The organism is Streptomyces sp. NL15-2K (assembly GCF_030551255.1).
In the GTDB taxonomy this organism is placed as follows: domain Bacteria; phylum Actinomycetota; class Actinomycetes; order Streptomycetales; family Streptomycetaceae; genus Streptomyces.
In genome coordinates this window covers 6,669,987-6,682,943 of record NZ_CP130630.1, presented here as the reverse complement: position 1 = coordinate 6,682,943, position 12,957 = coordinate 6,669,987, and the positions used below count along the sequence as shown (strand labels likewise).

At 68.8% G+C, this 12,957-nt stretch carries 13 protein-coding genes; 4 read left to right on the top strand and 9 right to left on the bottom strand.

The features are described from left to right. Nucleotides 1-14 precede the first annotated feature (14 nt). Both Q4V64_RS30135 and Q4V64_RS30130 read right to left on the bottom strand, forming a co-directional pair. The gene (locus Q4V64_RS30135; protein ID WP_172629628.1) at nt 15-1,838 is read right to left on the bottom strand and encodes a reverse transcriptase/maturase family protein; all 1,824 of its coding nucleotides are present in this window, start codon (nt 1,836-1,838) and stop codon (nt 15-17) included. Between the two features lie 510 nt (nt 1,839-2,348). After that, nucleotides 2,349-2,756: an ATP-binding protein gene (locus Q4V64_RS30130; RefSeq protein ID WP_124441016.1), complete on the bottom strand. Its 408-nt coding sequence runs from the start codon at nt 2,754-2,756 to the stop codon at nt 2,349-2,351. A 124-nt stretch (nt 2,757-2,880) separates the two neighbouring features. On the opposite strand from Q4V64_RS30130, the gene Q4V64_RS30125 reads away from it, so the two are divergent. Both Q4V64_RS30125 and Q4V64_RS30120 read left to right on the top strand, forming a co-directional pair. Beyond that, the gene (locus Q4V64_RS30125; RefSeq protein WP_124441017.1) at nt 2,881-3,708 is read left to right on the top strand and encodes a helix-turn-helix transcriptional regulator; all 828 of its coding nucleotides are present in this window, start codon (nt 2,881-2,883) and stop codon (nt 3,706-3,708) included. Then, a complete protein-coding gene (locus Q4V64_RS30120) occupies nt 3,705-3,941 on the top strand; it encodes a DUF397 domain-containing protein (protein ID WP_124441018.1) in 237 nt (78 codons plus the stop codon). The genes Q4V64_RS30125 and Q4V64_RS30120 overlap by 4 nt, the downstream gene beginning before the upstream one ends. A gap of 13 nt (nt 3,942-3,954) precedes the next feature. Here the strand turns inward: Q4V64_RS30120 and Q4V64_RS30115 are convergent, their stop codons facing one another. From Q4V64_RS30115 to Q4V64_RS30105, 3 genes are read right to left on the bottom strand one after another with little or no spacing between them, the layout of a single operon-like run. Next, entirely contained in the window at nt 3,955-4,977 is a 1,023-nt protein-coding gene (locus Q4V64_RS30115; RefSeq protein WP_172629265.1) for a hypothetical protein, read from the bottom strand. Next, on the bottom strand, nt 4,977-5,579 hold the full coding sequence (locus Q4V64_RS30110) for an RNA polymerase sigma factor (protein ID WP_253267044.1): 603 nt from the start codon (nt 5,577-5,579) through the stop codon (nt 4,977-4,979). The genes Q4V64_RS30115 and Q4V64_RS30110 overlap by 1 nt, the downstream gene beginning before the upstream one ends. Continuing rightward, complete coding sequence (locus Q4V64_RS30105) at nt 5,576-5,830, bottom strand: hypothetical protein (RefSeq protein WP_124441019.1); 255 nt, start codon at nt 5,828-5,830, stop codon at nt 5,576-5,578. Before Q4V64_RS30105 ends, Q4V64_RS30110 begins: the two co-directional genes overlap by 4 nt. Before the next feature lie 137 nt (nt 5,831-5,967). Here Q4V64_RS30105 and Q4V64_RS30100 point away from each other — a divergent pair, with 137 nt between their 5' ends. After that, entirely contained in the window at nt 5,968-6,852 is an 885-nt protein-coding gene (locus tag Q4V64_RS30100) for a DUF4253 domain-containing protein (RefSeq protein ID WP_124441020.1), read from the top strand. Nucleotides 6,853-6,891: 39 nt separating this feature from the next. Here Q4V64_RS30100 and Q4V64_RS30095 read toward each other — a convergent pair whose 3' ends face one another. The 4 genes from Q4V64_RS30095 to hemB form a co-directional block, all read right to left on the bottom strand. Further along, on the bottom strand, nt 6,892-8,106 hold the full coding sequence (locus tag Q4V64_RS30095) for a PLP-dependent aminotransferase family protein (protein WP_124441021.1): 1,215 nt from the start codon (nt 8,104-8,106) through the stop codon (nt 6,892-6,894). Nucleotides 8,107-8,217: 111 nt separating this feature from the next. Continuing rightward, nucleotides 8,218-9,120: an SAM-dependent methyltransferase gene (locus Q4V64_RS30090; RefSeq protein WP_124441022.1), complete on the bottom strand. Its 903-nt coding sequence runs from the start codon at nt 9,118-9,120 to the stop codon at nt 8,218-8,220. Nucleotides 9,121-9,358: 238 nt separating this feature from the next. After that, nucleotides 9,359-9,715 carry a DUF805 domain-containing protein gene (locus Q4V64_RS30085; RefSeq protein WP_124441023.1) on the bottom strand — a complete coding sequence of 119 codons (357 nt, stop codon included), beginning with the start codon at nt 9,713-9,715 and terminating at the stop codon, nt 9,359-9,361. Between the two features lie 288 nt (nt 9,716-10,003). Next, nucleotides 10,004-10,996 (bottom strand): porphobilinogen synthase, encoded by a 993-nt coding sequence (gene hemB, locus Q4V64_RS30080; protein ID WP_124441024.1) that lies wholly within the window; start codon nt 10,994-10,996, stop codon nt 10,004-10,006. A gap of 455 nt (nt 10,997-11,451) precedes the next feature. Here hemB and Q4V64_RS30075 point away from each other — a divergent pair, with 455 nt between their 5' ends. After that, nucleotides 11,452-12,849 carry an FAD-binding oxidoreductase gene (locus Q4V64_RS30075; RefSeq protein ID WP_124441028.1) on the top strand — a complete coding sequence of 466 codons (1,398 nt, stop codon included), beginning with the start codon at nt 11,452-11,454 and terminating at the stop codon, nt 12,847-12,849. Nucleotides 12,850-12,957: the final 108 nt, after the last annotated feature.

Below are 12,957 nucleotides of genomic sequence, written 5' to 3'. Positions count from 1 at the left end.
CCCGTCGTGCGGCGTTAACCGCAACGGGCTCTCCAGTGACTGCCGTGAACTGCGGCTTTGCGGCCGTCGTGGATGCCTTCGTGACAGGGCGGGCAGACCATGAGGGTCTTGCGCCGTTTCCTGGCCATGAGGACGGCCCAGTCGGGCTGCGTCTGTCCGAGCCGGTCGAGGTCGGCGAGTCGGCGGATCTGGTGGACCTGGATCTGTGCGGTCTGTCCGCACAGTTCGCAGAGTCCGGCCAGCAGCCGCCTTGTCAACTCGCTTCGCCGAGGCTGGCGTTGGGCAGGATCGCGGTCGGTCAGGACCGCGGCCTTGTGCCGTTGGAGTGGAATGCCACCGAACTGTGCGACCAGCGGTTTCCTGCTCGGGGCGCGGGTGGTGGCTGCCTGGAGGCACTTGCGTGGCCCGGCCGGGGTGTCGATGGTGACCTTGTACTTGCGGGCCATCTTCGACATGGTCGAGCGGTGCTTGTTCGCCAGGGAGCACAGCAGCGAGGACTGCATGACCCAGTGCAACCGGTTCAGTCGGAAGACGTCACCGGCCAGCAGGTAGTAGTTAACGATTCCGCGGTACCTGGCGCCGTAGATGTTGACGAGCGTGTAGTCGTCGTAGTGAAGCATCGAGGGCTGTCGCGCGGGTTTTCCGCGTTCCAGGTATGGGGCACATTTGGCCTTGATCACGTCCTTGGGGACGTGCAGCGCAACGGTTCCGTTGGTCGACCGGCGCTGTCGCCGGCGGCCTCTTTTCCGTTCCGATCTGCGGTCGTCCCTGCGGACGGTGATCTCATATCCGAGGAATCGTGCCGCGCCGGTTCTGGCGTGGGTGATCAGCGTCTTTTCCTGGGAAAGTTCCAGCTTGAGGTCGTCTCGCAGGAACTGGGCCAGTCGCTGTTTGATTTCTTCGGCTTCGGCCTTGGGTCCGGTGAACCCGATGAGGGTGTCGTCGGCGTATCGCACGTAGCGCAGGCGGCGGTATCCCGGGTCGGACATGTCCTGGCTCGGGAGGGTGTGCAGCCGCTTGCGCAGGGCGCGCACTTCGGCGCGGTCTTCGCGCCAGCGTGCTCGCTGGACAGCCGCTTCGACCCGGCGGTATTCAGGGTTTCTCGCCCTGAGTTTCCCACGGGTGTATTCCGGCATGAGAACTGTCTCGACAAAGACGTCCAGTTTGTGCAGATAGATGTTGGACAGGACCGGGGATAAAACCCCGCCTTGCGGCGTGCCGCTGAGCGTCGCGTTCCAGGTCCAGTCTTCCAGGTATCCGGCTTTGAGCATGTTGTGCACGAGCCGCAGGAACCGGTTGTCGTGGATCTTTTCGCCCAGGGTTTCGAGCATCACTTGATGGTCTAGTGAGTCGAAGCACTTGGCGATGTCTCCCTCGATGAACCATGTTGTCCCGGTCCAGGTGCGTGCCACCTCGCTCAGTGCGGTGTGGCAGCCCCGTCGGGGACGGAAACCGTGTGAGTGGTCGGAGAACCGGGGCTCGAAGTATGCCTCCAGGAGGAGGCGCATCACCTCGCCCACCAGCTTGTCCGTCCATGGCGGCAGGCCCAGCGGCCTCGTCTTACCGTTCCTTTTCGGGATGAGGACCCGCTTGACCGGTTTGAAGCGGAACCGCTCGTGGCGTAACGCATCGATGATGCTTCCGATCTTTTCCAGGGACATGCCGTCTGCGGTTTCGCCCGTGGCCCCGGGTGTCATCGCTCCCTGGTTGGAGTAGATGCGGCCGTGGGCCAGGAGATACAACTGCGGGTTGAACATCTGTCGATAGAGCTCGTTGCACGGCAGGTTCCGCCTGCCGCGTTCACGGAGGATTTCAAGTACCGCTTCGGCAGTCTGCATTACGCATACCTTCCGGTCTTGTGGATCCCATGTCACCTGTGTCCCTTCGCCCTGATTCCGGCTCTCCCGGACCCCACGGCAGGCCGTTACCCCTGCGACTACTACGGACACTCCGTCACCATGGGGCTCGCGCCCTTTAGGTGATCCCATGGTTCGTCTTGATGTACGTGTCTAGCGCGACTTAGGCGCCCCACTCATCTCCTTGAATTCCCTCGCTGGGAATCGTCCTGGCTCCCGGAGTTGCGTCGGCTGGCAGAAGTCACCGACGCAGGAGGCAGCGCCGGTTTCGGGTATCATTCCGGCGGATCCGTATTTTAATCGACTGGAGATTGGGGTTCAGGCAATCCAGCTTTCGCCGTATCGCGCGGGCCTCGCGGCACACCGTCCCTGATACCTGGACCCGGCCACCGCTTTCCTGACATGCTACGGTCCCCTTTGTCTTTCGACTCCAGGTAAGTCATTCAGCCCAGGAATACTCTCCGAATTCCTCCCGACTCAGCCGGGGATACATCAAGGCGCTTCCATGGCGCACTCGGCCCACACCACCTTCCCCGGCTTGCGCTCGCCGACGCCCCACTTGTCCGCGAGCGCGGCCACGAGAAGCAGCCCGCGCCCGCCTTCGTCGGCCTCGTCCGCGACCCGCGGCTCACCGCGTCCGCTGTCGTGCACCTCCACACGCACTACGTCACCGTCGTACCGGACGCGCAGCAGGAAGCCCCGCCCGGGCGGCGCCCCGTGCAGCAGCGCGTTGGTCGCCAGCTCGCTCACACACAGCGCCACGTCGTCGGCTCGTTCCCAGTCGGCCATCCCCCAGTACTTCAGCGACCACCACACGAACCGTCTGGCTGCCGGCACGGACCGGCGGTCGCGTCGGTAGAACTGGTCGCGCTGGTAGGGGAGTTGGTTTTGCGTATTCACGGAACGAATGTCGCGCAGAGTCACTAGCGTGGATCAGAGCGTGAGCCCGTACTCGGGATTTGTACGGGTGGAGTACGGGTTTGTTCGGGATCGGGGGCAGATGGTCATGGGGAGTCAGAACAGCATGAGCTCCAGGAAGTTGCCGCGGAAGAAGAACCCCACGACGATGCGCATGCTGGGCGCCCAGGTCCAGGTCACCCGCAGAGCGGCGGGCTACACCCAGCGCACCCTCGGTGAGGCGGTGATGGCCGACGAGGAGACCATCGCCTCCATCGAGCAGGGCAGACGCCCTCTGCTCCCCGACCTCGCCGAGACACTCGACGAACTGCTCGACACGAAGGGCGTGTTGGCGGCCGGGGTCGCGAACATGCCGGAGATCGACCAGTTCCCGCTGTACGCGGAGCAGTACATGGTGCACGAACGGGAAGCAGTCGCCCTGTCGTTCTACGCCAACCAGGTCCTGCCCGGTCTCCTCCAGACAGAGCCGTACGCGCGAGCGGTGCTGGGTGAGCGCGTACCGGCGTACGACCAGGACGAGATCGAGATCAAGACGGCAGGCCGCATCGAGCGCCAGGAGATCCTGCACCGCAAGTGTCCACCGACGCTCAGCTTCGTGGTGTGGGAGCCCGTGCTGAGCATCCGCGTCGGGGGTCCGGAGGTCCGCCGCGAGCAGCTGCGGCATCTGCGCGAGTGCGCCGAACTGCCGGGCCTCTCCCTGCAGATCCTGCCACTGGACAGCCCTTCGCATGCTGGGCTCAATGGCCCGTTCGTGCTCCTTGAGACACAGGATCACCAGCACCTCGCCTATACGGAGAGCCAGCGCGGCAGCCAGTGGGTTTCTGACCCGGACGAGGTGTCCATCATGTCGCGCAAGTATGCGATGCTGCGGACACAGGCCCTCACCAGGCACGAGTCCCGGGGCCTGCTGGAGCGTCTGCTAGGAGATCAATGAGCACCGCACTTCAGTGGTTCAAGTCGACCTACAGCGGCGATGAAGGCGGCGAATGCCTCGAAGTCGCCTACACCTGGCGCAAGTCCCGCCGCAGCGGCAGCGAGGGCGGCGAGTGCGTGGAGGTCGCCACCTGCCCCCACGCCGTCCACGTCCGCGACTCGAAGACCCCGGGCGGGCCGACGTTCCAGGTCGGCGGCGCAGCTTGGGCGGCGTTCGTCTCGGGGACGGTGTGATCGTCGGCGTCGGCTAGACGCGGACGTTCTCGCCGGTACGGCTGGTTCCTCCCCGGGGTTGCCCGAGCACGTACACGCCCGAGTTCGGCGCGGTCTCCTGGGACCTGCTCCGCAGCTCCTCGACGTCCGTGCCCCGAGGCCATCGGGTGCCCTCCTCCGACCAGTGGATTCCGACCAGATCGGGATCAGTGGGGTTCACGCCGGTGAGGTCGGCGTGGGTGAAGTCGTCCAGGGCGCCGTCGAGGAGGGCGGCGGGGAGGCCTTCCACGCTGTGCAGGTTGAGTCGACGGCCTGCTTCGAGGGCGAGGGCGTCGGCGATTCGCCGGGCGCGGTCGAGGTCGCGGTCGACGTTGAGGGCGAGCTCGAACGTGACCTCGCGGACGACGTCGCGGACAAGGGCGAGATCGCGGTCGCCGGCGCTGGCGAGGGCGAGGGGGCGGTCGAGGTGAAGGGCGAGCTCAAGGGCCAGCTCAAGGGCGAGGTCACGGTCGAGGGCGGTGGCACGCTCGAGGTCGCGGGCACGGTCGACGACGCGGGTCCCGGCGCAGGCGCGGGAGACAGCCCGTGCGAGCTCGGAGACGCGCCCGCGATAGAGCTCGAGGCAGCCGTCCTCGGCGAAGAGCCGATCCCGGTCCTGATCGAGACCCACAGCAAGCTCGAGCGCCCGTACAAGAAGGTCACCGACGACACAGGCGGCAATGACAGGGTCCTTGCGCACGGTCAGACGCAGCCTCTCAGGAATGGCCCGCACAGCCGCGGCCACGTCCGACAACTCCGCGCCCCCCGACGGCCCCTCTCTCCCCACGAGGTCTCCTGCGGCCTCCGGCCGCAGAATCGCCGCCAGCCCCCGCTCGACGTCCAGCACCCGGCGCAGCCCACGCACCACGGCCCCATGCCCGTCGGCATGCGCCCTCACCTCACGCAACCCGCCATCCACGTCGAGGAACCGGGACAGCCCCGAGCGCAGTTCGTCGTGCCCGTCGGAGAGCCACTCGTCGGCGGATTCCTCCGGCCCGGAAGCCGGTTCGTCGGCCATCACTCCTCCTCCCGGGCGGCGAGATACTCGGCGACGGTTCTGCGCGCCTTCAGCAAACTCGACCGTACTGCCGGCCCCTCGATCCCGATCAGCTCGGCGATCCCGGCCGGCTCCCAGCCGTCCAGCGTGAGTGCCAGCACCTGGCGTTGCCTTGCGGGTAACGCTCCCAGCACCCGGACGATCTCCTGCTCCTGCACCCAGGCCTCAGCCTCTCCGGGGCGGTGCAGAACGGCCGTAGGTTCCGGAACCTCCTCGACCGGGTCCTCCTCCACCCGCGTGGCGTGCCGGACGAAGGCCTGGTAGGCGACCTTGTAGGCCCAGCCACTGGGCGACCTGATCTCGTGCCACTTTCGATACGCCTTGATCATCGTGTCCTGCACGAGTTCGGAGGCGAGGTGCACCGAGGCACCCTGATACACGAGATACGTGGTCAGCCGCGTGAAGTACGCGCGGTAGAAAGCACTGAACGCCTCCGCGTCCCCCGGCGACATACCGTCCGCGAGCGAGGAGGACCGCTCCTGCGACGCCCCCGTGCCACCGCCTCCCACCGGCACAGGATCCAGGGAGTCGTCCTCACCTTCCGGCGGGTCCGGATCCGTCACGCCGATTCCCTCCTGGCCTGTTCACCGTCGCCCGAGATCACAAGGTGAACCTCACTGCCATCCACCTGGACCTCGTGCAAGCGGGAGCCCCTCGGCAGAGCCCGCACCAGCTCGGTCACGTACTCACAGCGCTCCCGCTCGGCCTCCCGCCGCGCCGCCCACCGTAGCCTCAACTCCTGCCGCACCACGGCGACTACGTGAACTCCCAGCCCCGCCAGTGCCGCCACGACCGACCCCGTGACCGGATCCATCCGGCCCTCCTCTCCTCCGGGGCCTCGCCGACTGCCAACCCCTTCGGATGTAAGAGCCCCCGCACCCGCCCCGCGTGAACCGCCCCGGCGAAATCCTCGAAGAGCCGTTGTCAGTGGCACCGCCTACAGTCACCGACATGGCGACTCTTCCCAACCCCTTGCCCCGGCTGGCGGCCGACCCGAGCGGCCGTTCCCTCGGGCTTGAACTCCCGCTCGGGAGACTGATCGACGCGACGGACGACGGCCCGTGGCACGAGCCGTTGCTGTGGCATGCCGAGTACGCCGCGTCCTCCGGCGCCTGGACCGCCCTGGGCACGCCGGCCGGACGAACAGGCTTGCTGCCGGTGCTGATAGACGTCGGCGGCACTCAAGGCGGCCCGGACGAGTGGCAGTTGATGCCCGGGGAGATGTCCTATCCCGGGGATCACGACCCGGAGGAGGTGCTGGCGGAGTTCTGGGAGGAGGACGCGGCGGACGAACTCGGCGCCGACGAGGACTACCCGGGCAAGGAAACCGTCGTCGAGCTCTTCGGCGATCCCCGATCCCACGACGAGACGGTGGGCCCCTTCGGCCCGACGTGGCCCGGCCTCGCCCCGGCCGCCGCCTCCCTCACCGCCGACCCCGACGCCCGCGCCGCCGAGATCGCCGACGCCCTCCTCGATGAGGGCTCCTGGTTCAAGGAACCGCGTCTCGCCCTGGTCCCGGCCCGTCGCAGCGCCGACATCCCGGCGGCGATCGGCTGGACGGGCCCGCTGAACTACGAGGGCGACACGGCCCGCCTCTGCTCCGTCCTCCGCTCCTGGGAGGACCGCTTCGGCATACGCGTCCTCGCCCTCACCTTCGACCAGCTGGTCCTGTCCGTCGCCGCCCCGCCCACGAGCCGGGAGGAGGCCGAGGCCGTGGCCGCCGAGCACTTCGCGTTCTGCCCGGACAACATCACCCAGGGGCATCACGAGGCGCTGCGCGAGTACGCCGAGCACGAGGTGCTGGGACAGCGGATCTGGTCCTTCTGGTGGGACTGAAGACCGTCCGTCGCAGCGCCATGGTGTACGGCTCGCTGCTCAGCCCCGCAGCCCCTCCCCCAACCTCCGCAACCCCTCCCCGATCTCCCCCGGCGTCTGCGTCACGAAGCACAGCCGCAGGGTCGACCGGTCCGGCTCACCGGCATAGAAGGGCGCCCCCGGAACGTAAGCCACGTCATGCCGCACCACCCTCCCCAGCAGCTCCGTCGTGTCGTACGACGACGGCAGCCGGGCCCAGAGGAACATCCCGCCCTCGGGACGTGTCCAGGTCGAGCCCGCGGGCAGGGCTTCCGGCAGCCCGCCCAGCATCGCGTCCCGCCGCTCCCGGTACACCCCGGCGACCCGGCCGACGTGGGCGTCCAGGTCCCGGTCCGCCAAGTACCGTGCGGCGGCGAGCTGGTTGACGGTGGCGGTGTGCAGATCGGCGGCCTGCTTGGCGACCACACAGGCGCGACGCAGCTCACCGGGCGCCCGCAGCCAGCCCAGCCGCAGCCCCGGCGCCATGACCTTGGAGAAGGAGCCGAGCAGGACGACCCGGTCGCGGGCCTCCTCGTAGGAGGCGATCCACGGCACCCGCTCGCCTTCGAAGCGCAGCTCCCCGTAGGGGTCGTCCTCGATGATCCACAGCCCCCGGCGGGCGGCGACGGAGGCGACGGCGGCCCGGCGTTCGGCCGGCAGGGTGCGGCCGGTCGGGTTCTGGAAGGTGGGCACGGTGTAGAGCAGCTTGGGCCGCTCCCGTATCACGAGCTCCTCCAGCGCCTCGGGATCCAGCCCCTCCTCGTCCCCCGGCACGGCCACGACCCGCGCGCCCGCGAACCCGAAGGCCTGAAGTGCCGCCAGATAGCAGGGTCTTTCGACGAGGACCGTGTCCCCGGGTTCCAGCAGCACGGTCGCGAGCAGGGACAGCGCCTGCTGCGACCCGGTCGTGACCAGCACGTCGTCGGCGTCCGTGGCGAGCCCCCGCAAAGCCATGCGCGCGGCGAGCGCGGCCCGCAGCCCGGGCTCGCCCTCGGTCGTGGAGTACTGCAGGGCGCGCCCGGGCGTCTCGGCGAGCACGTCACGGAACGCGGCGGCGACGCCCTCCTGGTCGAACAGTTCGGGAGCCGGCAGCCCGCCCGCGAAGTTGATCACCTCGGGGCGGGCGGTGACGGCGAGAATGTCCCGCACCGGCGACCCCCCGATCGACCGGGCCCGCGCGGCCAAGGGCGGCAAGGGCGCGGAGGCGGATGTGGGCACGGGCTCGGCGACCGTCATGACGTGGCTCCTTGGCTGCGAGACGACTCGTGCCGGCAGCCTAAAGAAGTACGTGCCGCCTACAAGCAGCTTTCCGGGATACGGACGTGCCGGTCAGCGCGGATCACCGCCTCACGCCTTCACCCCCACGCCCGCGTACACATTGATGTCCGCGTCCGTGACGTCGTTGATGTCGGCATAGCGCACCTTCTCGATGGCGTCGAGGGTCGCCAGATACGACGCCTGCGGCTGCTCCGGCACGGGCGCCGCGTGGTCCGGCCGCCAGTGGTGCGCCGGCACGACTCCCGGCTCGGCGAGCTCCAGGGAGCTCTCGGCGAAGAAGCGCTCGACCTCCGCCTTGGACCGCAGGACGAAGGTGAACCCGCGCTCGGTGTACGTCCGCTGCACCGCCCGGATGTTCTCCGGGTTGAGGTCCTCGGTGAGGTGGCTGAGGACGAGCCGGCTGCCTGAGGGCAGCGCGTCCATCAGCTCGCGCACGATCGGGTACGCCTCCTCGTCCTCGACGAAGTGCAGGATCGCCACGAGGCACAGTGCGACCGGCTCGGCGAAGTCCAGGGTCTTCGCGGCCTGTTCGAGAATGTGCGCCGGGTCCTTGAAGTCGGCGTCGATGTAGTCCGTACGGCCCTCGGGCCCGCTGGTGAGCAGGGCGCGGGCATGGGCGAGGACGACGGGGTCGTTGTCGACGTACACCACCCGGGCGTCCGGGTTGATGCGCTGGACGATCTGGTGGACGTTCTCCGCGGTCGGCAGCCCGGTGCCGATGTCGAGGAACTGCCGGATGCCGTCCTCCTTCGCCAGCGTGCTCACCGCCCGGCGCAGGAAGTCGCGGTTGTGCCGTACGTCGAGGTAGCCCCGCGGATTGGCGGCGAGCGCGGCGGCGGCCGCCGCACGGTCGACGGGGTAGTTGTCCTTGCCGCCCAGGAAGACGTCGTAGACGCGGGCCGGGTGGGCCTTGGTGGTGTCGATCCTCCTTCTCAGCTCGGCGGGGTCGAGGCTGAGGGCGTCACCGGACATGGACGTCTCCTGGAAAAAGAGTCGGCGGACGAGCGGTCAACAACCTAACTCCCGGCGGCACTTGATGGTGCCCGCCCGAACCCGCCTCCGCCTCCTGGCCGCCATCGTCCTCACGCTCACCACGCTCGTGCTGACGGGATGCAACGACGGGGAGGGCGTACGGGACGAAGGCCCAGCCACGCCGAAGGCCGCCCGGACGACGGCCGGGCGGCCTCAAGGCACACAAGAAATCTCGGCGTCAGACGAGAACCGGCGCTTCCTTCGGGTTCGTGCCGTACTTGTTCTGACCCGGCTCGCCGTCGCTGCACAGGAAGACCAGCATCATGATGAGGCCGACGACCGGGACCATCCCGATGAGGACCCACCAGCCGGTGCGGCTCGTGTCGTGCAGGCGGCGCACGGTGACGGCCAGGCTCGGCAGGATGATCGCCAGGTAGAAGACGGCCGCGATCAGCGGCTCCTTGGCCGCGAGGGCGATGATCACCAGCGCGATGTAGATGATGGACGCGAACAGCGCGTACATCCAGTACTCCTTGCGGCGCGCGCGCCCGCTGAATACCGCGTACTTCTTCAGCGCTTCGATGAACCAGCTCATGCGTCCCCCAGGGATCGACGTTCGGAAGACCCCTCCGAATGGATCAGGCCAGGCGCAGAAGATAAGGAGCCTGACGGGAACTCGTCAATTCGTTACATTCGCGCAGCTCATCGCCCATCTCCCACTACATACCCGGCAACCACCCACCCCCCGAGGGTCGTTTTCCGGACAGACCGATAGAAGATCGTCGCAGGAAGCCCCGAAACCCACCAAAAGAAAACACAACACCCCCCGGCCGTTCCCCGCACCGAGTTCCAGCCGTAGCCGCACCGATCTCGAACCGTTGCGTCACAGCAGCCGCTGAGCGACCTCCGTGGCCCAGTAGGTGAGGATGTTCCGCGCCCCCGCCCGCTTGATCCCGGTCAGCGCCTCCAGGATGGCCCGATCCCGATCGATCCACCCCTTCTCGGCGGCGGCCTCGATCATCGAGTACTCACCGGAGATCTGATACGCGACCACCGGCACGTCCACCGCGTCCGCGACCCGGGCCAGGATGTCCAGATACGGCCCCGCGGGCTTCACCATCACCATGTCGGCGCCCTCTTCGAGGTCGAGCGCCAACTCCCGCAAGGACTCCCGCGCATTCGCCGGATCCTGCTGATAGGTCTTCCGGTCCCCCGTCAACGACGAGGCCACAGCCTCCCGGAAGGGCCCGAAGAAGGCGGAAGCGTACTTCACCGTATAGGCGAGGATCGCGACATCCTCGCGCCCGATCTGATCAAGGGCGTCGCGAACAACACCCACCTGACCGTCCATCATCCCGCTGGGCCCCACCACATGGGCCCCGGCATCGGCCTGCACCTGAGCCATCTCGGCGTACCGCTCAAGCGTCGCGTCGTTGTCGACACGCCCCTCCGCGTCCAAGACACCGCAGTGCCCATGATCCGTGGTCTCATCCAGGCACAAGTCGGACATGACCAGCAGCTCGTCCCCGACCTCGGCCCGCACATCACGAATCGCGACCTGCAGAATCCCGTCCGGATCGGTCCCCGGCGTCCCGACGGCATCCTTCTTCGACTCCTCCGGCACGCCGAACAGCATGATCCCGGAGAGTCCGGCGGCCACCGCCTCCGCGGCCGCCTTCTTCAGACTGTCCCGGGTGTGCTGCACGACGCCGGGCATGGCCGCGATCTGCACGGGCTCGGCGATCCCCTCCCGCACGAAGGCCGGAAGAATGAGATCGGCCGGATGCAGCCGGGTCTCGGCAACCATGCGCCGCATGACGGGGGTGGTCCGCAGCCGCCGCGGCCGCGTGCCGGGGAAGGATCCGTAAGTCGTCATGCCACCTACGCTACGCCCGCCCCGACACCCCCTTTGCCGACGACCCGTCGGCGCGGAACCCGCAGCTGACGCGAGCCGTCTGCCCGCAACTGGGGCCGGACGGACCACGCACCCGCAGCCGCCCACGGCGGCAAGGGGACGTGTCGGGGGGTGTCCGCCCGCAGCGGTTGGCGCGTCAACACGGGCGAGTTGGTAGGTGACCGATTCCGCGCCGTTCCGAGGACGGACACCCCCCGACACGTCCCCGACCCCCAACGCACCCGCAGGCGCTACCCGCACCCCCTCCGCACCCGCACAGGCCGCCGCAGGCCTCCCCGGCCCAACCGCCGGAGGCCCCCGCAGGCATCCCCACATGCGACCCGCACCCCCCAGGTCCAAGCTGAAGGAACAGGCTGGAAGAACAGGCTGAAGACCAAGGCCTCCCCGCGCAGCCCAAGGCGCCCCAGGAGGACGCGATGCCCCCCACCCACCACCTCTACGACACCCCGGACCTCTTCGCCCTCTCCGAGATCCACGGCCCGGTCCTACGCCCCGGCGACGACGGCTACGCCGATGAGATCACCGGCTTCAACCTGGCCGCCCTGCACACCCCCGACGTGGTCATCGGAGCGACCGACGCCGCCGACGTGGCGACCGCGATGCGCTGGGCCTCCGCCACCGGCACCCCCGTCGCCGTCCAGGCCACCGGCCACGGCGCGAACTTCCCCGTGGACAGAGGCCTTCTGATCAACACCGCCCGCATGACGGACGTACGCATAGACCCGACCCGACGCACCGCCACGATCGCAGCCGGCGCAAGGGGGCGCCACGTCCTGCACGCAGCCGCGCCCCACGGCCTGGCCGCCTTGACCGGTACGTGCTCCGGCCCCGGCGTCATCGGCTACACGATCGGCGGCGGCCTCCCGCTCCTGGGCCGGACATACGGCTTCGCAACCGACCACGTCCGCTCCTTCCAGGTCGTCACCCCCGACGGCACCCTCCACGAGACCGACGCCGCCCAAGACCCCGAACTCTTCTGGGCCCTGCGCGGCGGCAAGGGCAACGTCGGCATCGTGACGGAACTGGTCTGCGACCTGCTCCCGCTCTCCCGCCTCCTCGGCGGCGGCATCTACTGCACCGGCGATCACGCGGAGGCGCTCCTCACAGCCTGGGCCGACTGGACGCAGACCGTCCCCCCGGAGATGTGCAGCGCCTTCGCGCTGCTCCGCCTGCCGCCCATCCCGCAGATCCCCGAGCCCCTGCGCGGCGGCTTCTGGGCCCGCGTGGCGATCGCCTGGACCGGCGACCCGCAAGACGGCGAACGCCTGCTCGCCCCCCTCCGCGCCGCCGCGCCCGTGGCCGTCGACACGGTGGAGGAAATGGACTACGCCGCCCTGGACCGCATCCACATGGCACCGCAGGACCCGCTCCCCGCGAGGGAGTCGTCGCTGTTCCTGCGCGACCTGTCCCCGGACGCCATCCGCACGCTCCTGGACCAGGTCGGCCCCGAGGCCCCGGACTGCCCGCTGTTCCTCGTCGAGATCCGCCACATGGGCGGCGCCCTGTCCCGCCCGGCCCTCGTCGAGGACGCGATCTGCGCCCGCGACGCGACGTACTTCCTGGAGGCGGTGGGCGTCCTGGAAGCCGCACCGGCAGCCGAGGCCGTCGAACGCGCCACGAGGACGCTCCACGCGGCGATGACCCCGTTCGGCACGGGCCGCACCTTCGTCAACACGCACGGCACACCGGGCGACGAGGAAGACCGTGCCCGCCCCTGGACCCCGGAGGTCTACGCCCGCCTCCGGCACGCCAAGTCGACCTACGACCCGTCGAACCTACTCCGCTTCGGCCACACGGTGCCCCCAGCGGCGTAGACCCACGGGTCGCCTACGCCGCCGTAAATCCACGCCGCCGTACACCTACGCCGCCGTACATCCACACCGCCGTACACCTACGCCGCCGCACATCCACACCGCCGTACA

What these genes read in the sequence shown, in the direction of transcription:
- Q4V64_RS30100 (WP_124441020.1), top strand. Translation starts at nt 5,968, where the DNA reads ATGGCGACTCTTCCCAACCCCTTGCCCCGGCTGGCGGCCGACCCGAGC.
- Q4V64_RS30105 (WP_124441019.1), bottom strand. Translation starts at nt 5,830, where the DNA reads ATGGATCCGGTCACGGGGTCGGTCGTGGCGGCACTGGCGGGGCTGGGA.
- Q4V64_RS30090 (WP_124441022.1), bottom strand. Translation starts at nt 9,120, where the DNA reads ATGTCCGGTGACGCCCTCAGCCTCGACCCCGCCGAGCTGAGAAGGAGG.
- hemB (WP_124441024.1), bottom strand. Translation starts at nt 10,996, where the DNA reads ATGACGACTTACGGATCCTTCCCCGGCACGCGGCCGCGGCGGCTGCGG.
- Q4V64_RS30135 (WP_172629628.1), bottom strand. Translation starts at nt 1,838, where the DNA reads ATGCAGACTGCCGAAGCGGTACTTGAAATCCTCCGTGAACGCGGCAGG.
- Q4V64_RS30125 (WP_124441017.1), top strand. Translation starts at nt 2,881, where the DNA reads ATGAGCTCCAGGAAGTTGCCGCGGAAGAAGAACCCCACGACGATGCGC.
- Q4V64_RS30085 (WP_124441023.1), bottom strand. Translation starts at nt 9,715, where the DNA reads ATGAGCTGGTTCATCGAAGCGCTGAAGAAGTACGCGGTATTCAGCGGG.
- Q4V64_RS30115 (WP_172629265.1), bottom strand. Translation starts at nt 4,977, where the DNA reads ATGGCCGACGAACCGGCTTCCGGGCCGGAGGAATCCGCCGACGAGTGG.
- Q4V64_RS30095 (WP_124441021.1), bottom strand. Translation starts at nt 8,106, where the DNA reads ATGACGGTCGCCGAGCCCGTGCCCACATCCGCCTCCGCGCCCTTGCCG.
- Q4V64_RS30075 (WP_124441028.1), top strand. Translation starts at nt 11,452, where the DNA reads ATGCCCCCCACCCACCACCTCTACGACACCCCGGACCTCTTCGCCCTC.
- Q4V64_RS30120 (WP_124441018.1), top strand. Translation starts at nt 3,705, where the DNA reads ATGAGCACCGCACTTCAGTGGTTCAAGTCGACCTACAGCGGCGATGAA.